The 18,543-nt window shown below is 64.2% G+C and carries 18 protein-coding genes and 1 CRISPR repeat array; of the genes, 16 read left to right on the top strand and 2 right to left on the bottom strand.

The annotated features are described in order from the left end of the window. Nucleotides 1-15 precede the first annotated feature (15 nt). Both cas1e and cas2e read left to right on the top strand, forming a co-directional pair. Nucleotides 16-909: a type I-E CRISPR-associated endonuclease Cas1e gene (gene cas1e, locus HPF_RS16080; protein ID WP_133157179.1), complete on the top strand. Its 894-nt coding sequence runs from the start codon at nucleotides 16-18 to the stop codon at nucleotides 907-909. After that, the gene (gene cas2e / locus HPF_RS16075; protein ID WP_133157178.1) at nucleotides 881-1,192 is read left to right on the top strand and encodes a type I-E CRISPR-associated endoribonuclease Cas2e; all 312 of its coding nucleotides are present in this window, start codon (nucleotides 881-883) and stop codon (nucleotides 1,190-1,192) included. Before cas1e ends, cas2e begins: the two co-directional genes overlap by 29 nt. Before the next feature lie 55 nt (nucleotides 1,193-1,247). Further along, nucleotides 1,248-4,570: a CRISPR direct-repeat array (repeat unit 29 nt; unit sequence GGTTCCCCCGCGCGAGCGGGGATAGGCCC). 106 nt (nucleotides 4,571-4,676) lie between these two features. Here the strand turns inward: cas2e and HPF_RS16070 are convergent. Further along, the gene (locus HPF_RS16070) at nucleotides 4,677-4,829 is read right to left on the bottom strand and encodes a DUF4113 domain-containing protein (RefSeq protein WP_243721597.1); all 153 of its coding nucleotides are present in this window, start codon (nucleotides 4,827-4,829) and stop codon (nucleotides 4,677-4,679) included. A gap of 125 nt (nucleotides 4,830-4,954) precedes the next feature. Between HPF_RS16070 and HPF_RS16060 the strand changes: the two genes are divergently transcribed. The 13 genes from HPF_RS16060 (at nucleotide 4,955) to HPF_RS16000 (ending at nucleotide 17,399) form a co-directional block, all read left to right on the top strand. Further along, nucleotides 4,955-5,848 (top strand): SDR family oxidoreductase, encoded by an 894-nt coding sequence (locus tag HPF_RS16060; RefSeq protein WP_133157176.1) that lies wholly within the window; start codon nucleotides 4,955-4,957, stop codon nucleotides 5,846-5,848. A 2-nt stretch (nucleotides 5,849-5,850) separates the two neighbouring features. Next, complete coding sequence (locus tag HPF_RS16055; RefSeq protein ID WP_133157175.1) at nucleotides 5,851-6,648, top strand: DODA-type extradiol aromatic ring-opening family dioxygenase; 798 nt, start codon at nucleotides 5,851-5,853, stop codon at nucleotides 6,646-6,648. Nucleotides 6,649-6,724: 76 nt separating this feature from the next. Continuing rightward, complete coding sequence (locus HPF_RS16050) at nucleotides 6,725-7,507, top strand: MipA/OmpV family protein (RefSeq protein WP_133157174.1); 783 nt, start codon at nucleotides 6,725-6,727, stop codon at nucleotides 7,505-7,507. Between the two features lie 43 nt (nucleotides 7,508-7,550). Further along, the gene (locus HPF_RS16045; protein ID WP_133157173.1) at nucleotides 7,551-8,483 is read left to right on the top strand and encodes a LysR family transcriptional regulator; all 933 of its coding nucleotides are present in this window, start codon (nucleotides 7,551-7,553) and stop codon (nucleotides 8,481-8,483) included. Between the two features lie 33 nt (nucleotides 8,484-8,516). Continuing rightward, nucleotides 8,517-9,755, top strand: coding sequence for a CaiB/BaiF CoA transferase family protein (locus tag HPF_RS16040; RefSeq protein WP_133157172.1), 1,239 nt, complete (start codon nucleotides 8,517-8,519; stop codon nucleotides 9,753-9,755). Nucleotide 9,756: 1 nt separating this feature from the next. Beyond that, complete coding sequence (locus tag HPF_RS16035) at nucleotides 9,757-10,695, top strand: hydroxymethylglutaryl-CoA lyase (protein WP_133157171.1); 939 nt, start codon at nucleotides 9,757-9,759, stop codon at nucleotides 10,693-10,695. Continuing rightward, nucleotides 10,692-11,084, top strand: coding sequence for a VOC family protein (locus HPF_RS16030; RefSeq protein WP_133157170.1), 393 nt, complete (start codon nucleotides 10,692-10,694; stop codon nucleotides 11,082-11,084). Before HPF_RS16035 ends, HPF_RS16030 begins: the two co-directional genes overlap by 4 nt. A gap of 30 nt (nucleotides 11,085-11,114) precedes the next feature. Then, the gene (locus tag HPF_RS16025; RefSeq protein WP_133157169.1) at nucleotides 11,115-11,831 is read left to right on the top strand and encodes an alpha/beta fold hydrolase; all 717 of its coding nucleotides are present in this window, start codon (nucleotides 11,115-11,117) and stop codon (nucleotides 11,829-11,831) included. A gap of 30 nt (nucleotides 11,832-11,861) precedes the next feature. Then, nucleotides 11,862-12,839, top strand: coding sequence for a Bug family tripartite tricarboxylate transporter substrate binding protein (locus HPF_RS16020; RefSeq protein ID WP_133157168.1), 978 nt, complete (start codon nucleotides 11,862-11,864; stop codon nucleotides 12,837-12,839). A gap of 2 nt (nucleotides 12,840-12,841) precedes the next feature. Then, a complete protein-coding gene (locus HPF_RS16015) occupies nucleotides 12,842-14,404 on the top strand; it encodes a carboxylesterase/lipase family protein (RefSeq protein WP_133157167.1) in 1,563 nt (520 codons plus the stop codon). Nucleotides 14,405-14,412: 8 nt separating this feature from the next. Beyond that, nucleotides 14,413-15,369 carry a D-2-hydroxyacid dehydrogenase gene (locus HPF_RS16010; RefSeq protein WP_133157166.1) on the top strand — a complete coding sequence of 319 codons (957 nt, stop codon included), beginning with the start codon at nucleotides 14,413-14,415 and terminating at the stop codon, nucleotides 15,367-15,369. Nucleotides 15,370-15,381: 12 nt separating this feature from the next. After that, nucleotides 15,382-16,083, top strand: a complete 702-nt coding sequence (locus HPF_RS16005; RefSeq protein ID WP_133157165.1) for a hypothetical protein — start codon at nucleotides 15,382-15,384, stop codon at nucleotides 16,081-16,083. Between the two features lie 26 nt (nucleotides 16,084-16,109). Then, nucleotides 16,110-17,399 carry a glycerate kinase type-2 family protein gene (locus HPF_RS16000; RefSeq protein WP_133158134.1) on the top strand — a complete coding sequence of 430 codons (1,290 nt, stop codon included), beginning with the start codon at nucleotides 16,110-16,112 and terminating at the stop codon, nucleotides 17,397-17,399. Nucleotides 17,400-17,726: 327 nt separating this feature from the next. On the opposite strand, the gene merR is transcribed toward HPF_RS16000, so the two are convergent. Continuing rightward, nucleotides 17,727-18,122: an Hg(II)-responsive transcriptional regulator gene (merR, locus tag HPF_RS15995; RefSeq protein ID WP_133157164.1), complete on the bottom strand. Its 396-nt coding sequence runs from the start codon at nucleotides 18,120-18,122 to the stop codon at nucleotides 17,727-17,729. A gap of 42 nt (nucleotides 18,123-18,164) precedes the next feature. On the opposite strand from merR, the gene merT reads away from it, so the two are divergent. After that, nucleotides 18,165-18,536, top strand: a complete 372-nt coding sequence (merT, locus tag HPF_RS15990) for a mercuric ion transporter MerT (protein ID WP_133157163.1) — start codon at nucleotides 18,165-18,167, stop codon at nucleotides 18,534-18,536. Nucleotides 18,537-18,543 lie beyond the last annotated feature (7 nt).

Below are 18,543 nucleotides of genomic sequence, written 5' to 3'. Positions count from 1 at the left end.
GGCGAGGTTTCCAAAGTGCTGAAAGGACGCCTCGGGCTGGAAACGGCTCGATTTCCGCATGCAGACCGCCATGGGTTGCTGTGGCTAGAACGTGGTGAGTTGTGCGTGGTTGACGGGTGTCTGCACTTCGTGCGGGGCAGCGACACCTTGACTCCGCGAGCGGATCAGGTTCCCCACCAAACGGTGTCCATGATCTTGCTGGGGCCGGGCAGCAGCGTGACACACGACGCATTGCGATTGCTCGCCCGCCACGGCACTTTGATGGCAGCCGTTGGAGCGGACGGTGTGCGCGCATACACCGCACCTCCACTGATGCCGGATCGTTCAGATGTCGCACGGCGACAGGCAGCGCTGTGGGGAAACCCGCGTCGGCGGGTGAGTGTCGCGCGACATATGTATGCCTTGCGGCTTGGCGAGGTTCTGCCACATCGCGATCTGGACACGCTGCGAGGCATCGAGGGCTCTCGCGTCAAGATCATGTACAAGCTGATCGCAGACAGACACGGCATTGAATGGAATGGTCGCCACTACGACCGTGCCGACCCAACGGCCGCCGACATTCCCAATCAGGCTCTGAACCACGCCGCCACTGCCGTACAAGCAGCGGCGGCAATTGCCGTTCAGTCTCTGGCGGCGCTGCCACCTCTCGGCTTCATTCATGAGGATTCGGGACAGTCGTTTGTGCTGGATATTGCTGACTTGTTTCGCGAGACGGTCACGTTGCAGATCGCCTTCTCGACAGCGAAGAGGATGGCCGGAGGAGCCGAGGAAACGGTTGACCGGTTGGTTCGCCGTGAAGCGGCACAGGTGTTTCGCAAACAGCAAGTCATCCCGTCGATGATCGATAAGATCAAGCAGGTGCTGCGCATGGAGGAGATCGATGGCGCTTGTGATGATCGTGGCACGTGATGTCGCCGACCGATTCCACGGCTTCCTCGCGTCTGTGATGTTGGAGGTGGCTCCCAAAGTGTTCGTCGCACCCAGGATGAACAAGGGTGTTCGGGAGCGCATATGGGGAGTTGTTGCCGATTGGTATGGACAGGACCCGAGAGGCAGTCTGGTGATGGTTTGGCGTGATCTGAATGAGGTTGGCGGTATTGGCCTTGCGCACCTCGGTACTCCTCCTCGTGAGTTGGTGGAGCTGGACGGCATGTGGGTGACCCGTCTCGGCGGATCAGGAAACGCTCTTTAATAATCCGAATGTGATTCGTTGTTTTCTCTTACTCCTCAACAAGTTGGGTGTGAGAGGTTCCCCCGCGCGAGCGGGGATAGGCCCACCCGTGCGCGGGCCGACAGCGTGCGCGCCGTGGTTCCCCCGCGCGAGCGGGGATAGGCCCCGCTGACGCGGACGCGCTGCGCGCTGCGTTCAGGTTCCCCCGCGCGAGCGGGGATAGGCCCCTGGCCGCCAGCCTGGAAGAAACCAACCGCATGGTTCCCCCGCGCGAGCGGGGATAGGCCGTGGATGGAGACGGTGCCCGATGGGGCGGTGATGGTTCCCCCGCGCGAGCGGGGATAGGCCCGGTTCCCTACCTCTGGCCTTCACTTCAACGCCGGTTCCCCCGCGCGAGCGGGGATAGGCCCGTCACGATTGATCCCTGCCAATGGCAATCGACGGTTCCCCCGCGCGAGCGGGGATAGGCCCTCGTCACCGGCCACATCGTCAGCCGATCCAGCGGTTCCCCCGCGCGAGCGGGGATAGGCCCTTGGCGAGATCCAGCGCCGCCGAGCTGACGTCGGTTCCCCCGCGCGAGCGGGGATAGGCCCCTGGCCGAGGTCTCGGCGCCCTACATCTACGTGGTTCCCCCGCGCGAGCGGGGATAGGCCCCTCCCGCTGAATGCCCGCATTCGCGCCTTTTCGGTTCCCCCGCGCGAGCGGGGATAGGCCCTGGCGACGCACCTCTGCCAGCAGACTGACGCTGGTTCCCCCGCGCGAGCGGGGATAGGCCCCTATCAGGCAGGGGGCGTGGCGAATGGAGCTTGGTTCCCCCGCGCGAGCGGGGATAGGCCCCCTTGCCGGTCCAACTGCCGGGGCCTCGACTCGGTTCCCCCGCGCGAGCGGGGATAGGCCGTGGTCGGGGTCGACGATCTCGACCATGTCGCCGGTTCCCCCGCGCGAGCGGGGATAGGCCCTGCTGGCACCGCCAGCGAGCACGTTTTACGTGGGTTCCCCCGCGCGAGCGGGGATAGGCCCTGCCCAGCCGCCCCGTGGCAGCGCTGCTGTTCGGTTCCCCCGCGCGAGCGGGGATAGGCCGTAGAAGGATTCATCTGACCATGACCGCACCTGGGTTCCCCCGCGCGAGCGGGGATAGGCCCAGCCGGCGAGCCGGCGCGGCGCGGGAATGCTTGGTTCCCCCGCGCGAGCGGGGATAGGCCCGCGCCGACCTATGGCTACCTCAAGATCATCGAGGTTCCCCCGCGCGAGCGGGGATAGGCCGTACCGTGACGCCTGCTACATCCTGACCAAGCAGGTTCCCCCGCGCGAGCGGGGATAGGCCCGCCGCGAACGTGCGGCGGATGTCGGTGTTTGCGGTTCCCCCGCGCGAGCGGGGATAGGCCCCGCATGGAAATCATGGAAGTCATGGGCGGTAGGGTTCCCCCGCGCGAGCGGGGATAGGCCCGAGTACCAAGCTCGCAAGACCTCTGAACTCAAGGTTCCCCCGCGCGAGCGGGGATAGGCCCGAGCAAGGCCACGAGGCAGTGATCTACGAAATGGTTCCCCCGCGCGAGCGGGGATAGGCCTTCCCAGCGATCAGACCGAATGTCGGGATGACGGGTTCCCCCGCGCGAGCGGGGATAGGCCCACCGTTGCGCGCGCCTGGGCCTCTTCGGCTCCGGTTCCCCCGCGCGAGCGGGGATAGGCCCGCACCCGTCACGCCGCCCACCAGAGCCGGAATGGTTCCCCCGCGCGAGCGGGGATAGGCCCGCTTCGTCAGGTGTGGACGGGTATTCCTGCCAGGTTCCCCCGCGCGAGCGGGGATAGGCCCCGCCCATGAGTGGACATACCTACTGGCCCCCCGGTTCCCCCGCGCGAGCGGGGATAGGCCCCAAAAGGACTGATGCAAATGGACCTCTATCGTGGTTCCCCCGCGCGAGCGGGGATAGGCCCGAGACAGCGACGGAGACGACCGCGTGCGGTGGGGTTCCCCCGCGCGAGCGGGGATAGGCCCCAGTCCAGCCACCCGTCGCGGTCGCCCACGTAGGTTCCCCCGCGCGAGCGGGGATAGGCCCCTATTCGGCCGGCGTGGTCGGCGTCTCAACATGGTTCCCCCGCGCGAGCGGGGATAGGCCCAGCGTGTTGGCCTTCCCGAAAACTGCTGAATAGGTTCCCCCGCGCGAGCGGGGATAGGCCCGGCGAAGCGCGCGTCACAGCCAAGGTTGGCGAGGTTCCCCCGCGCGAGCGGGGATAGGCCCCTGCAAACAGCCACGGCGACGCCTGATGCTCCGGTTCCCCCGCGCGAGCGGGGATAGGCCCCGCCCACCCTTCCGCGAGTGGCACATGGCCCAGGTTCCCCCGCGCGAGCGGGGATAGGCCCAGACCCAGCGCCCCACGCTGCCGACCTTCGGCGGTTCCCCCGCGCGAGCGGGGATAGGCCCAGCAGGGCGCACAGGGCCTGTTTGCAGGTGCTGGTTCCCCCGCGCGAGCGGGGATAGGCCCCGAGCCCTCAAGCTCATGCGTTCTTCCCGAAAGGTTCCCCCGCGCGAGCGGGGATAGGCCCTGCCCGTATTGGGTGTTGAAGGCTTGCTGAGCGGTTCCCCCGCGCGAGCGGGGATAGGCCCACGACCGAGGTGCGCGTGGTGGGCGAGCACGTGGTTCCCCTGCGCGAGCGGGGATAGGCCCTGACCAGGGCCCAGTTCGCGGCCCGAATGAACGGTTCCCCCGCGCGAGCGGGGATAGGCCCCTGATGATCGATGCCGGCGTGCGCGGTGAGCAGGTTCTCCCGCGCGAGCGGGGATAGGCCCCCGCTGCAACACACGCTGCAGCGCCTGCGCCAGGTTCCCCCGCGCGAGCGGGGATAGGCCCCACTCCCAGAGAGGGCCCGCGCCATGAACGAAGGTTCCCCCGCGCGAGCGGGGATAGGCCCAGGAGGTCTTCATAGGCGTTGCTCATGTCAGGGGTTCCCCCGCGCGAGCGGGGATAGGCCGCGTTACAACGCCCTGATTGGTCGTGTCCACCCGGTTCCCCCGCGCGAGCGGGGATAGGCCCTACACGGGCGCCGGAATCGACGGCCTGCTGGCGGTTCCCCCGCGCGAGCGGGGATAGGCCCTACACCACCGGGCAGAACGCCATCAGCCCGACGGTTCCCCCGCGCGAGCGGGGATAGGCCCGAATTGAGGGGAGAGGTGGCCGCTTTGTCGTGGGTTCCCCCGCGCGAGCGGGGATAGGCCCAGGCCCGCGATGAAACGACGGAGCATGTTTCCGGTTCCCCCGCGCGAGCGGGGATAGGCCCATGGCTGAACTCCCGGACCTTTCAGGACAAGAGGTTCCCCCGCGCGAGCGGGGATAGGTCCTGCCGCATCACCACATCCCAAAGTTTGGTGTATGTTCCCCCGCGCGACAGGGGATAGGCCCGGGCACGGCGCCGCTGAGCGGGCAGGTCAGAAGATCGCCAATCACTCTGTGGCCTTGAGGTCGTCCTCACATCTGTTTCAAACGATCAGCATAGGCGGTTGAGCGGCTACGCCCTTGCCACCGGCACGTCGGCCAGACAGGTGGTGTAGGCCGGTGTCCTGCGCTCCTGCTTCATCGTCCACACCCGATTTGTTCCCGGGTTGCCGGTGCCACCGGAGTGCACGGTGCCTTTCCCGAAGCGTGTGTTGATCAGGTCCATGGCCGCCATGAGCCGACAGTGCTGCCTATGAACGTGGTGCTGATCGCCCTCGTTGCCTTCGTGTTGTGGGGACGCACCCATGCCATCCCTGCGATCAATCGCTGACCACTGCCAGGACCACGATCATGACCAAACTGCTCGTCACCGGAGCCACCGGCCAGTTGGGCAAGCGCGTCCTGCACCATCTGCTGGACACCTTGCATGTCGCGCCGCAAGACATCATCGCCACGACGCGTCGGCCACAAGCACTGGTGGCCCTGTCGGAAAGAGGGGTGGAAGTGCGCGCTGCAGACTTCGACGATCCAGCGTCGCTGAGTGGCGCGTTCCATGGAGCACAGCGCATGTTGCTCATCAGCACGGACCCCATCGACCGGCCCGGCCGCCGACAGGAACAGCACACGAAGGCCATCGCCGCAGCTGAGAAGGCTGGTGTAAAGCACCTGATCTACACCTCCATGCCCCAGCCAGAGCTATCGCCTCTGTTGATTGCTGGCGACCATGAGGGCACCGAGCGCGCGCTCGCTCTCAGCGATTTGAAGGGCTGGACGGTGCTGCGCAACCACTGGTACTTCGAGAATCTGTACTTCACGCTCCCCGCCGTCCGGGCACAGGGTGGACAGTGGTACAGCGCCGCGGGGGAGGGAAGGTTGGCAAACATCTCGCGTGATGACCTGGCGCGCGCTGCAGCCATGGTGTTGGCGTCTGCCGATGGCGGTCGCTCCACCTACACCTTAAGCGGTAGCGAGGCACTGAGCACGGAGGAGCAGGCGGCCATACTGTCACAGGAGCTGCGCACGTCCATCACAGTGAACCAAGTGCCATTGGAGGATCTGGTGCAAGGCATGTGCAAGGCGGGCGTTCCCGAAAGCGTCGCGCGCGTCCTGGCGTCGTTCGACACAAACACCGCCGCCGGACGGGTGGCTGATGTGACCTCCGACTACCGGCTCATCACTGGCCGCGACCCGCAGCGCTTTGTGGATTGGGTTCGCGCGCATCGCGGCCTATTGGCAGACGGCTGAATATGCGCCAACCCTCTTACTACCTTTGCCATGGCGGCGGTCCATGGCCCTGGCTGCAAGGGCCCCTGCGCGAAAGTCTGCGTGGCCTTGAGCGTGGACTGCAAGCCATACCGCGGCAGTTGCCCGAGGAGCCGCGCGCGGTTCTCGTCGTGTCTGCCCACTGGGAAGAACCGGTGTTCACAGTCACAACCGCATCGCAACCAGGCATGGTCTACGACTATTTCGGTTTTCCACCCGAGACCTACGCCATACGCTACCCCAGTACAGGATCGCCCCCGCTGGCGGAGCGGGTGACCGCTTTGCTGGAAAGCTCGGGGCTTGTTGCCTGTGGTAGCGCAGATCGCGGGTACGACCACGGCAGCTATAGCGTGCTTCAGACCCTCTACCCTCAGGCCCAGGTGCCAGTCGTGCAACTATCCTTAAAGGCCGGCCTCGATCCTCTGGAGCACTTGCGCGCCGGTCGCGCACTGGCACCCCTGCGCGACGAAGGCGTGCTGATCATTGGCAGTGGCATGAGCTGTCATGAACGGGGCCCTGACATGGGAATGCGTTCTGTCGCATTCGATGACTGGTTGCAGCAGACGCTGGTGATGCAGGACAGCGCCACGAGGTGGACTGCGTTGTGCGAATGGACGCGTGCTCCCGAGGCCCGAGCCGTCCATCCGCGCGAAGACCACCTGATTCCGCTGATGGTTGCAGCGGGCGCCGCGCTAGAAGACCCCGCCGAGTGCATCTACCGCGAGCGGCTGATGGGCTTCATCGCGGTGTCGAGCTACCGCTTCGGCGAGTGTCCAGAATGATCCGAAGAGCCCCCAAGCCCTCGAACCACGCAAACCGTCGAGACATCAACAGCCTTCTCAACTCACCCCGACACCCATGAATCAAATTCCTCATCTGTCCGCCACCTTCTCAACACTGTTCTTTGCAGGGTCTATGCTGCTGTCTGCTGGCGCCTTCGCACAGCACGGGGGTCCAACCGACATCGACGGGTCTGTCTGGGGTGTCGGCCTGGCCGCGATCCTTGAAAGCTCACCTTACCGCGGTGTGGACGACGAGACCAAGGCATTGCCGGTCGTCACCTTTGAAAACCGCTGGGTACGGGTCTTTGGACCAGGACTGGAGGTCAAACTCGGCACGGTGGGCGACACAGCCCTGGGCCTGACCGCCACTTATTCGGACAATGGGTTCAAGGCCAGCGACTCGCCCTTCTTGTCCGGTATGGGTGAGCGCAAGAACAGCGCCTGGCTGGGCTTGCGCGGTCGTCATGCATTCGACTGGGCCACGATGTCCAGCGAAATTTCGGTAGACGCCTCTGATCACAGCGGCGGAACGAAGGTCAGGATCGGCATGGAACGGCGTTTTGCGCTGGGCGAGCTGGGCATCACGCCGCGTCTGGCCGCCACCTGGATAGACCGCGAGTTCACACGCTACTACTACGGCGTGTCGACAGGGGAAGCCCGCCCGGGTCGCTCGGCTTACAGCCCCGATGCCACCGTAAACACATCGGCTGGGGTGCGCCTGGACTACCGGCTCGCGCCACAACAGACGCTGTTCCTCGATCTCGGCGTCGAGGTGCTGGGCCAGCAGATCAGAAAGAGCCCGCTCGTGGACAGGCGATCGGTGCCAGAAGTTCGACTCGGCTACCTCTACCGCTTCTGATGCTGCGCTGTGCTGCTGTGCCTCGCTCTATCATCCGCGGAACATGAGCGCCTACAACCTGGCCCGTTTCGACTTCGTTTCTGTTCGCCTGGCCGTGTTGTGCGCACAGAGCGGTAGCCTGACCGCTGCGGCGCGCGACTGCAATCTGGTGCTACCGGCAGCCAGCCGCCGCATCCGGGATCTGGAGACGAGCATTGGTGAGCCGCTGTTCGAGCGGCACTCGCGTGGACTGCACCCGACACCGGCGGGCCGGGCGTTTGTGAAGCACGGACTGGTGCTGCTGCAGGAGATGGACCTGCTGATGGAAGACCTGTCCGACCTGCGCAAAGGCGTGATGCGACACATCCGACTGACTTCCAGCACTGCAGCCATCAACCAGTTTCTGCCGCCACTGCTGGCGCGCTACGCCCAGGTCAATCCCGATGTCCAGGTCGACCTGGATGAGCAGGTTTCGGAGATCGTGGTCTCCAGCCTGCGCGACGGTCGCACCGACGTCGGCGCCTATGTGGAAGGGCCAGACGACGAGGGACTGGAAACTCGCAACTTTCGCCAGGACCAACTGGTGCTGATTCTTCCTGTGGGTCACCGGCTGACAGGACGCTCACCGATCGCCTTTGTGGACACACTGGACGAACCCTGGATCAGCCTGACGGCAGGCGCAGCTCTTCTGATCAAGCAGCAGCAGGCCGCTCTCTCCTCTGGGCGTCCGTTCAAGTTGCGAATGCAGGTCCGCAGTTTCGACGCCGTGGGTCACATGGTCGCCTCGGGCCTCGGCATCGCTGCCTTGCCCAAGGGCGTGGCGCTGCCCGTGATCAAGGCGATGAAGCTGGCCTGGCGGCCCTTGAGCGACGACTGGTCGCACCGCCAGCTCAAGATCGCCATCCGGTCGGACGCCGATCCCGCGATCCGCGCCATCCGGGATTTCCTGTGCGACCCTAAGCAAAACGCTAAGGCTTCCCTCGCCAAGTTCAAATAGACCGTGTGAGCCACCGGCCGGACACTGCCGGCCATGGACACACAACACACACACGGTGAGACAACGCAAGCACCCCGGCCCGGACCGCTGTCTGGCCTGAAGGTGCTGGAACTGGGACAGCTGATCGCGGGGCCGTTCGCTGGCAAGACCCTGGCCGACTTCGGTGCCGATGTGGTCAAGATCGAGCCACCCGGTGCAGGCGACCCGCTGCGTAAGTGGCGTCTGCTCAAGGACGGTACATCGGTCTGGTGGCAGGTGCAATCGCGCAGCAAACGTTCACTGGCGCTGGACCTGCGCACCCCGGAAGGCCAGGACATCGTGCGGCGCCTGGCCGCTGAATCGGATGTGCTGATCGAGAACTTCCGGCCCGGCGCCATGGAGGGCTGGGGCCTGGGCCCGGACGAGCTTCAGTCGCTCAACCCGCGGCTGATCGTGCTGCGCATCAGCGGCTACGGCCAGACCGGCCCCTACCGCAACCGTCCCGGCTTTGGCGTCGTTGCCGAGGCCATGGGCGGATTGCGCCATCTGACCGGAGAACCTGGCCGCGTACCGGTGCGTGTCGGCATCAGCCTGGGCGACACGCTGGCTGCCTTGCACGGCGTGATCGGCATCCTGTTGGCGCTTCAGCACCGCCACACCACGGGCGAAGGCCAGGTCATCGACGTGGCGCTGTACGAAGCGGTCTTCAACTGCATGGAGAGCCTGCTGCCCGAGTACAGCGCGTTCGGCGCAGTGCGCGGCCCCGCCGGATCGGCGCTGCCCGGCATTGCGCCCACCAACGCCTATTTGTGTCGCGATGGTGGCTATGCGCTGATCGCTGGCAACGGCGACAGCATCTTTCGTCGACTGATGACGCTGATCGGTCGTGATGACCTGGCCAACGATCCGGCGCTGGCCGACAACGCCGGTCGCGTGGCGCGGGTCGCCGAACTGGACCAGGTCATTGGTGACTGGACCAAGGACCGCACGGTGGAGGAGGTGATGACTGCGCTCGATGCGGCGTCGGTACCCGCCGGCCGCATCTACACGGTGGAGGACATCGCCAAGGACCCCCACTACCAGGCCCGAGGCATGTTGGAGAAGGTGCGAATGGACGACGGCACCGAACTGACCGTACCCGGTGTGGTGCCCAAGCTGTCGCGTTCGCCGGGCGCCCGCGACCGGGTGGCGCCTGGTCTGGGGCAGGACACGGTCTCGGTGCTCAACGACATCGGACTGAGCGCCGACCAGATCCGGCAACTCATCGACCGCGGCATTGTGGAGACACGCTGACATGCAACGCATTTACTTCAATGACGTCGTCACTCGCGACGGCTTTCAGATCGAGCCCGAGTTCGTTCCCACCGAGAGCAAGGTGGCGCTGGTCGATGCCCTCAGCCGGTGCGGCTACGCGAAAGTCGAAGTGACGTCCTTCACGTCCGCCAAATCCATCCCGATGCTGCGCGACGCAGAAGAAGTGATGGGTCGGATCCAGCGGGTGCCAGGCGTCGAGTACACGGTACTCGTGCCCAACGTGCGGGGCGCAGAGCGTGCACTTGAGTCTAAAGCAGACGAGTTCAACCTCGTGATGTCGACCTCGGAAACGCACAACCTGGCCAATCTGCGCATGCCTCGGGAACGCAGTTTCGCGGCACTGAAGGAGGTGGTCGCGCTGGCTGAGGGCCGGGTGCCGGTCAATGTGTCGCTGTCGGCCTGCTTCGGCTGTCCGATGGAGGGCTTGGTGCCGGCCGATGTGGTCATCGCCTGGTCCGACCGCTTCGCCGAACTGGGCGTGCGCGGCCTGACCATCTGCGACACCACCGGCATGGCCCACCCTTCGCAGGTGAGCCGGCTGTGCGAGACGCTGCGCAAACGCTTCCCCGGCCTGCAGCTGACCCTGCACTTCCACAACACGCGGGGCATGGGGCTGGCCAATGTGCTGGCCGCAGCCCAGCAGGGCATCGATCGCTTCGACGGCTCGCTGGGTGGCCTGGGCGGTTGCCCCTACGCACCGGGCGCGAGCGGCAACATCTGCAGCGAGGACGCGATCCACATGCTGCAGGCCGAGGGCTACGAGACCGGTATCGATCTGACCCGCCTGCTCGCTGTAGCCCGTCAGCTTCCGGACATCGTGGGGCACGACGTACCGGGTCAGGTGGCCAAGGCCGGCCGCATCCTGGACCTGCACCCTGAACCCGATTTCGTCGCCGACATCAGGAGCAAGTTCGCATGATTCACCACCTCGACCACCTGGTCCTCACCACCGCCCGCCGCGAGGCCTGCGTCGACTTCTACACCCGCGTGCTGGGCATGCAGCTGGAGACTTTCGTCGGTGGCACACCACCCGTGGAGCGCCAGGCGTTCAAGTTCGGGCACCAGAAGATCAACCTGCATGTGCAGGGCGCAGAGTTTGAACCCAAGGCCCACCTGCCGGTGCCGGGTGCGCTGGACCTTTGCTTCATCGCCAGCGTGCCGCTGGAGCAGGTCATTGAACGGCTCCGTGCGGCGCCGTGGCCAATCGTCGAAGGACCGGTCATGCGCACGGGCGCGACACAGAAGATCCGATCCGTCTATGTACGCGACCCAGACCTGAACCTCATCGAGATCTCTGAGCTGGCCTGAAGCGGTCCCCAGCCTTCAAGGAGCCACGGCATGAGCACTCGCCCCTTTCTCGCGTTCGCCTGCGCGCACATGACAGATGAGCGCCTGTATGCCCACCAGATCGAAGCGTTGAGCGCGACCCACGACTGCAAGGTGTTTGTCTTCCGCGAGCAGTCGTCAATGGGGGCCATGGCAGAACACCTGCTAGCCCACACCCCCGAACGCTTCACGCTGATCGGTCTCTCGCTGGGAGGCTACATGGCGTTCGAGGTGATCCGCCAGGCCTTGCATCGGCTGGAGCGTCTTGTGCTCATCGACACCACGGCAGTGGCCGATCACCCGGCCCGCCGGGATGGCCGGCTGCGCGACATCGCCGCGGTTCAGAAAGGTGGCATCGAGGCGCTGATTCCGGAACTGCCATCGCGCTGGTTGTTGCCAGCCCACACAAGCGACGCCGCGCTGGTGGCGCTGATGGGCAGCATGGCCCACAGCGTAGGTGCCCTGGGTCAATACCACCAGCAGACCGCAATGCTGGGCCGCCCGGACTCTCACAAAGACCTTGAGCGCGTCAAGGTTCCCACGCTGCTGATCTGTGGCCGCCAGGACCCGGTCACGCCGGTCTCGGACCACGAGGCCATGGCGGCGTGCGTACCCGGTTCCCGGCTGATCGTGATCGAGGACTGCGGTCACCTGTCCACCCTAGAGCAACCGACCGCTGTGACACAGGCACTGTGTCAATGGCTCGACTGCTCCCTAAGCAATTCCTGAGTTCCCTCAACACACCAACTGGAGACAAGAATGAAGCGACGTAACCTCACCATCTTGGGCGCCTCGGCGCTGCTGTGTGTCATCACTAGCGCCACACACGCGCAAGGCAAGTTCCCGGACAAACCGATCACACTGGTGGTGCCCAGCGCTCCGGGAGGTACGACCGACTTCACCGCTCGCCTGGTGGCCGATCAGCTGTCGACCGCCCTGGGTCAGCCGGTGATCGTGGAGAACAAGGCGGGTGCCGCCGGCAACATCGGCAATCAGGCTGTGGCCCGCGCCAAGCCCGATGGCTACACCTTGCTGGTCGCCTACAGCGGTTACCAGGTCGGCAACCCGCACCTGTTCAAGAAGGCAGGCTGGGACCCAATCAAGGATTTCGAACCCGTGGCCATGATGACCCGGGCGCCGCAGGTGGTGGTGACCAAGACGGGACTGCCGTTCAAGAGCATGCAAGAGCTGGTCACTTTCGCCAAGGCCAACCCGGGCAAGCTGAACTATGCGTCATCGGGCAACGGCTCCATCCAGCACATTGCTGCCGAGATGCTGCAGCAGCAGACGGGAACAGAGATGACCCATGTGCCCTACAAGGGAGCAGGACCGGCAGTGCAGGACCTGCTGGGAGGCAATGTGGACATGTTCATCACCACGCCCGCTTCAGTGGTGAGCCAGATACAGGCGGGCAAGATGAAAGCTCTCGCTGTGACCAGCGACAAGCGCTTGCCTTCGCTGCCCGATGTACCCACGGTAGCGGAAGCCGGCCTGCCACAGTTCAAGCTGGATTCCTGGTTTGCTCTGTACGCGCCCGCCGGCACGCCCGCCGACGTGGTGCAAACCCTGAATCAGGCCGTCAGCAAGATTCTTCAGCAGGCCGACGTCAAGAAGAAGGCTGAGGATTCGGGCACGACGACCGAAGTCATGACACCCGCCCAGCTCGGCGCATACACGAAGAGGGAACTCGATTTTTGGGGCCAGGTGATCAAGAAGGCCGCCATCACCTTGGACTGACCATGGCCAAGGAGCGGATTATGAAATTTCTTAGCGCTGTCTTCATTGTGTTGTCTCTTTCTGGCTGTGCCGGACTCAACCCCGAAAGAAGTCTGACTGAAGCTGTTCAGACCGAGGGGGGGCTGGTGTCTGGCACTGGCACGGACGTTCTTGCGTTCCGAGGCATTCCCTACGCCAAGGCACCCATCGGAGCGTTGCGTTGGAGAGAACCACAGGCTGCGCCTACGTCGTCGGGAGTTCGTGATGGCAGCAAGTTCGGTCCCGACTGCATGCAGCCCAACGAGTACCCGGAGTTGCGCGGTGCTGGTATGAGCGAGGATTGCCTATCGGTCAACGTGTGGACGCCCGCCAGGACCTCTGCTGAGCGTCTTCCGGTGCTTGTTTGGATCTATGGCGGCGGATTCACCTATGGCTCCGGCTCCCACCCAACTTACGACGGAGAGGCGCTCGCACGAAGAGGTGTCGTCGTCGTTACCTTCAACTACCGTATGGGTCTATTCGGCTTCATGGCGCATCCCCAGTTGACGGCGGAGAGTCCGCACAAGGCGTCCGGAAACTATGCACTCATGGACCAGATTGCGGCCCTGAAATGGATTCAGCGCAATATTTCGGCCTTCGGTGGCGATCCCCTCCGAGTCACAGTCGCTGGTCAGTCGGCCGGAGCGATGTCCATCAGCTCATTGATGACTTCTGATCTGTCTCGCGGGCTGTTTCAGCAAGCCATTCTGCAGAGCGTTGGCGTTATGAGACCCATGAGTGTTCTGAAGGAGGCTGAGGAGTTCGGGATGACAGTGGGACCGGACATCTCTGCTTTGCGCCGCTTACCGGCCGAAGATCTTGTCAAGAGACTCGCCGACGTCTCGCCGCCCAGCCGCGAAGTGACTAGTTCGCGCGGGATTGGCACCATCGTCGATGGCTATGTGGTTCCCAGGGATGATCGGGCCGCATACCGCGAAGGCAAGCACATGCAGATTCCGTTGATCGTGGGAACTGTGTCGAACGAAGGCGCGGGAATTGCCCGCCGCCTGGCATTGAAGACCGTGCCAGACCTTAACGCGTACATAACTCGAAACTTCCTGGGGGACGAAGCGCGAGCGTTGAAGGAATACGAGGCAAGCAGCGATGCAGATGTCATGAAGGTTCTCAGTGATCTCGTGTCCGACACTCAGTACCAGTTCGGTACCCGGGAAATGCTACGCACCGTGGCACCTCGCCAGCCTAGGGTTTACCGGTATGTCTTCTCGCAGCGTCGCAACGCAGCGGCCATCGACCCTATTCACGGTGATGAACTTCAATACCCGTTCGAAAACCTTGGTGCGTTGCACAGAGGTCGGCTCCGACCTTTCGATAAGTCAGACGAGAAGGTCTCTGCCGCCATGGCCTCTGCCTGGGCAAGTTTTGTCAAGACGGGCAATCCCAACACAGGCGATTTGCCCAACTGGCCAGCCTACACACCGACGAACGAAACCTACTTCGAATTTGGTGCCAACCTCTCGACCGCCCCGTTGAAGGCCTCTTCGCGTCTTGACTTCATCCGTGACTTCTACGCAAAACGCAATCGGTGATGCCATCCATGAATATCGTATTTCTCGACCGGGACACCATTTCGCCGCAGACGGTGCTGCGCCGTCCCGGGTTTTCTCACCAGTTGACGATCCACGGCAAGACGGTACCCGACGAGGTCGTGCCGCGCATTGCCGAGGCCGACATCGTGGTCATCAACAAGGTGCGGCTGACGCAGGACATGCTGCGGCAGGCCCCGCGCCTCAAGCTGGTGGCGGTGGCCGCCACCGGTACCGACAACGTGGACCTCAAGGCCTGTGCGGCCCGTGGCATTGCGGTCAGCAACATCCGCAACTACGCGGTCCATACGGTGCCCGAGCATACCTTTGCTCTCATCTTCGCCCTGCGCCGCAGCATCTGCGCCTACCGCGATTCGGTCAACGCCGGTCGCTGGCAGTCGTCGGGCCAATTCTGCTATTTCGACTACCCGATCCGCGACCTGGCGGGGTCCACTCTCGGGGTGATCGGCGATGGCGTGCTGGGACAGTCCGTGGCCACGATGGGCAGAGCGCTGGGCATGCGGGTGCTGTTCTCGGGCTTCAAGGGCCACCAGCCCATGGGAACCCTCTACACGCCGTTTGACGATGTGCTGGCACGCGCCGACATCATCACCCTGCACTGCCCACTCAACGACGAGACGCGGGGCATGATCGGCGCCCCCGAATTCGCGAAGATGCAGCGCAGGCCCCTGCTCATTAACACCGCGCGTGGCGGCCTTGTCGACGAGTCTTCCGTGGCTGCGGCGCTGGCCTCGGGGCAGATTTCCGGCGCTGGCTTTGATGTTGTCAGCGTCGAACCGCCGCCGCCCGATCACCCGTTCATGGCCCTGAGCCAGCGGCCCGACTTCATCCTCACGCCCCACGTGGCCTGGGCGAGTGACGAGGCCATTCAAGGCCTCGCCGACCAGCTCATCGACAACATCGAAGGGTTCGTGAACGGTCAGCCTAGAAATCTTGTGACGGTGTAGTCCGGCAACGCCATGCACTACGACTGCCACCTGGAGGTCTCCAGTCTCACGCATCCGGACCGCGTGGACCAGCATCTCAGGCGCTGGAAGCCGTCCGGCGTGGTGTTTGTGCAGAAGGGCGCAGACCCGAGATCCAGGAACGAGTGGTTGTCGCGTCTCGGTCCAGGCCAGGGCGCCTGTGGCGTGGCGGTCATCAACGGCCACGACCTGGTACTGGGCTTTGACCGCCTGCAAGCCCAGGGCACCTGTGGTGCCTTGGTCCGCTTTACGGATTCCGACTCCCGCGCCCGCTCCCACGATGAGGTGCAACGTCTGCACGACGCGTTGCCCCGCACCTGGCACATCGAACTGGACATGCCCTGGACCCTAGTGGGCAGGCTCGCCCCGGTTTTCGCCCGCCTGGACCGCCGGTTCTGCCTCGCACCACAGCTGTCCCGCGCCGAAACGCACGAGGCATCCAGTCGGACCATCCTATGGTGGTTTGACATGGGCAATGTTTACCTCAAGCTGACCGGCTCACAGTCAGACGACTGCTTCCACCCCATGAACCGGCTGGTGTGCCGCCATAGCCCGGACCGGGTGGTGCTGGGCAGTGGCCTGCCACAGGCCGATGCCGGATGCTGGTGGTCCGACGAGGGCTTCATTTCGCCCGACCAGGCCGACGACAACGCGCAACGACTCTATCCCTTCCATCGCTGCATCCCGTTGCACTGACCCGCCCCTTTCACGCCGTGATCACCATGAATCCCCGAGATCTGCTCCAAGCCATGTTTCTGAGCGCAATCGGCCGCGCCCACCCCCGCGAGGTCATTGCAACCTACCTTCCAGCGCCCCCCAAAGGTCGCACCGTGGTAGTGGGCGCCGGGAAAGCCGCGGCGGCCATGGCTCTCGCGGTAGAAGAGCACTGGCAGCCCGGGTACGCGATTTCGGGTGCAGTGGTGACGCGTTATGGCCATGTCCCGCCGCGTCCACACGGGCTCTCGCATCGGATCGAAGTCCTGGAGGCTGCGCACCCGGTCCCGGACCAGGCCAGCGTCGATGCGGCCGAGCGGATGCTGTCGGAAGTGGCGGGACTGACCGAGAACGATCTGGTGCTGTGCCTGATGTCCGGCGGAGCATCCTCGCTGCTGACGTTGCCGGTGGAAGGGCTGTCGCTCGAACAGAAGCAGGACATCAACCGGCAGTTATTGGCATGCGGGGCCAACATCAAGGACATGAATGTGATCCGTCGGCACCTGTCCCGGATCAAAGGCGGTCAGCTAGCTAAGGCTTGCGCACCGGCGAAGGTGGTGACGCTGGCCATCAGTGATGTACCCGGTGACGACCCTTCGGTCATCGGCAGCGGGCCGACCATCCCGTGTACGAGTTCGCCGGGCGAGGCGCTTGAACTGCTCAAACGCCACGGTATTCGTGTCCCGGGATCGGTTCTGGAACACCTTGAATGCGAGGCGCGCGCGCACGCTGCCGATGCGAGCCCTTCAACATGGAACCACAACGTCTCGCTGATAGCCACGCCATGGAAATCGCTGCAGGCGGCAGCAGAAACCGCTCGCCAGGCGGGCTTCAACGCTCATGTGCTGAGCGACTCGATCGAAGGCGAATCGCGCGAGGTGGCAAAGGTGCACGCCGAGATTGCGCGGGCGGTGGCCCACGGCAAAAGCTCCCTTCAGAGGCCGTGCGTCATCCTCTCGGGCGGAGAGACCACAGTCACTGTGAATCCATTGGTCCCTAACCGAGGCCGCGGTGGCCGGGCTGGCGAGTTTTGCCTGGGTCTTGCATTGACCCTCAAGGGGGAGCCCAACATCTGGGCGCTGGCCGCTGACACAGATGGCATCGACGGTGTCGAGATCAACGCTGGCGCGTTGGTCACACCAGATACCGTCGCCCGCAGCGAGTTGGCGGGGCTGTCCCTGCAGCACCATCTCGATCGCCACGACTCTTATGGCTTTTTCAAGACATTGAATGATCTGGTGATCACAGGCCCCACTCACACGAACGTGAACGATTTCAGAGCTATCTTGGTGCTCTGAAGGCTCAACATCCGTAAATCGACCCGGGTTTCCTATACATCGGTGAGCCGTTGGAAACGGCGTCATCGAGATATGGGCTGCTCCCAGCAGCTAGCCCTCCCTACAGGGTGGACCGCTTGACCTGCAGCAAACGCTGCACGTCCGTCCTCGGCATCACGATGTCGGTTCAAGGCTGACTCCAGCCAGTCAGGTTTTGCAGTCCGATGACAGCCGCGGCCGGAACCTGACATTTGTCATCCTGCAAGGCGAGCGTCCGCGGCATCTTCAGCAGCGGCCATTCAACGGCGACGGGCCGCTCACGGTGCAGAGCTGATTTGGTGCAACCGATCAACTCTGCAGCGATGCGATCAACGGGCAACACACCCGTCCTCGTGCACTGTGGCAACGCTCCACCAATTCGGACAAGGCTTGTTCGATGCGCTGCAAGTCCGCCAGTCGGGCGCGCACATCGGCCAGTTTCCGTTCCCCTTGCGCGCGAGCCTGACCGCAATGCGAGCCGTCTTCCAGCTTCAGCAGCTCGGCCACCTCGTCCAGGCTGAAACCCAGGCGCTGTGCCGACTTGATGAAACGAACCCGTGCCAGTTCAGGTTCTCCATAGCGGCGGACGCCGCCTTGAGGCCGCTCCGGCTCTGACAACAGTCCCCGACGCTGGTAGAAGCGGATGGTTTCCAGATTCACCCCGGCGGCTTGCGCCAGGGCTCCGATGGTGAAAGTGCCAGACATGCTGCTTGACTCCGTACTTAGGTACGGTTTTAAGCTTACGCTATGAACACCCACCAATCCACCAACACCAGTCAGAAAACCGGCCTGTGGGCGCTGTTGACGGGCGGGCTGGCGGCCCTGCTTGCGTCTGCTTGCTGCCTGGGGCCTTTGTTGTTGATCTCCCTGGGCATTTCTGGCGCATGGATCGGCCACCTGACTCAATTGGGCCCCTTGCAACCTGTGTTCCTCGGCGCAGCGGTGCTTGCACTGGCGCTGGCCTGGCGCCGCATCTGGCGACCGGCCCAGGTCTGCGAACCGGGTCAGGTCTGTGCGTTGCCTCCGGTCAAGCGCGCCTACCAATGGCTGTTTGGCTTGGCCGTGGCCCTGATCGCCGTGGCGCTGGTGTTCCCATTCATCGCGCACTGGTTTTACTGAAAGGCAC

It is taken from the genome of Hydrogenophaga pseudoflava (assembly GCF_004353865.1).
Taxonomy (GTDB): Bacteria; Pseudomonadota; Gammaproteobacteria; order Burkholderiales; family Burkholderiaceae_C; genus Hydrogenophaga; species Hydrogenophaga pseudoflava.
The sequence above is the reverse complement of the archived record's forward strand: the minus strand, read 5'-3'. Positions and strand labels throughout refer to the sequence as shown.

Bases quoted from the DNA above. Each gene is read 5' to 3' on its own strand.
- cas2e (WP_133157178.1), top strand. From the start codon at position 881: ATGGCGCTTGTGATGATCGTGGCACGTGATGTCGCCGACCGATTCCAC.
- HPF_RS16070 (WP_243721597.1), bottom strand. From the start codon at position 4,829: ATGGACCTGATCAACACACGCTTCGGGAAAGGCACCGTGCACTCCGGT.
- HPF_RS16060 (WP_133157176.1), top strand. From the start codon at position 4,955: ATGACCAAACTGCTCGTCACCGGAGCCACCGGCCAGTTGGGCAAGCGC.
- HPF_RS16055 (WP_133157175.1), top strand. From the start codon at position 5,851: ATGCGCCAACCCTCTTACTACCTTTGCCATGGCGGCGGTCCATGGCCC.
- HPF_RS16050 (WP_133157174.1), top strand. From the start codon at position 6,725: ATGAATCAAATTCCTCATCTGTCCGCCACCTTCTCAACACTGTTCTTT.
- HPF_RS16045 (WP_133157173.1), top strand. From the start codon at position 7,551: ATGAGCGCCTACAACCTGGCCCGTTTCGACTTCGTTTCTGTTCGCCTG.
- HPF_RS16040 (WP_133157172.1), top strand. From the start codon at position 8,517: ATGGACACACAACACACACACGGTGAGACAACGCAAGCACCCCGGCCC.
- HPF_RS16035 (WP_133157171.1), top strand. From the start codon at position 9,757: ATGCAACGCATTTACTTCAATGACGTCGTCACTCGCGACGGCTTTCAG.
- HPF_RS16030 (WP_133157170.1), top strand. From the start codon at position 10,692: ATGATTCACCACCTCGACCACCTGGTCCTCACCACCGCCCGCCGCGAG.
- HPF_RS16025 (WP_133157169.1), top strand. From the start codon at position 11,115: ATGAGCACTCGCCCCTTTCTCGCGTTCGCCTGCGCGCACATGACAGAT.
- HPF_RS16020 (WP_133157168.1), top strand. From the start codon at position 11,862: ATGAAGCGACGTAACCTCACCATCTTGGGCGCCTCGGCGCTGCTGTGT.
- HPF_RS16015 (WP_133157167.1), top strand. From the start codon at position 12,842: ATGGCCAAGGAGCGGATTATGAAATTTCTTAGCGCTGTCTTCATTGTG.
- HPF_RS16010 (WP_133157166.1), top strand. From the start codon at position 14,413: ATGAATATCGTATTTCTCGACCGGGACACCATTTCGCCGCAGACGGTG.
- HPF_RS16005 (WP_133157165.1), top strand. From the start codon at position 15,382: ATGCACTACGACTGCCACCTGGAGGTCTCCAGTCTCACGCATCCGGAC.
- HPF_RS16000 (WP_133158134.1), top strand. From the start codon at position 16,110: ATGAATCCCCGAGATCTGCTCCAAGCCATGTTTCTGAGCGCAATCGGC.
- merR (WP_133157164.1), bottom strand. From the start codon at position 18,122: ATGTCTGGCACTTTCACCATCGGAGCCCTGGCGCAAGCCGCCGGGGTG.
- merT (WP_133157163.1), top strand. From the start codon at position 18,165: ATGAACACCCACCAATCCACCAACACCAGTCAGAAAACCGGCCTGTGG.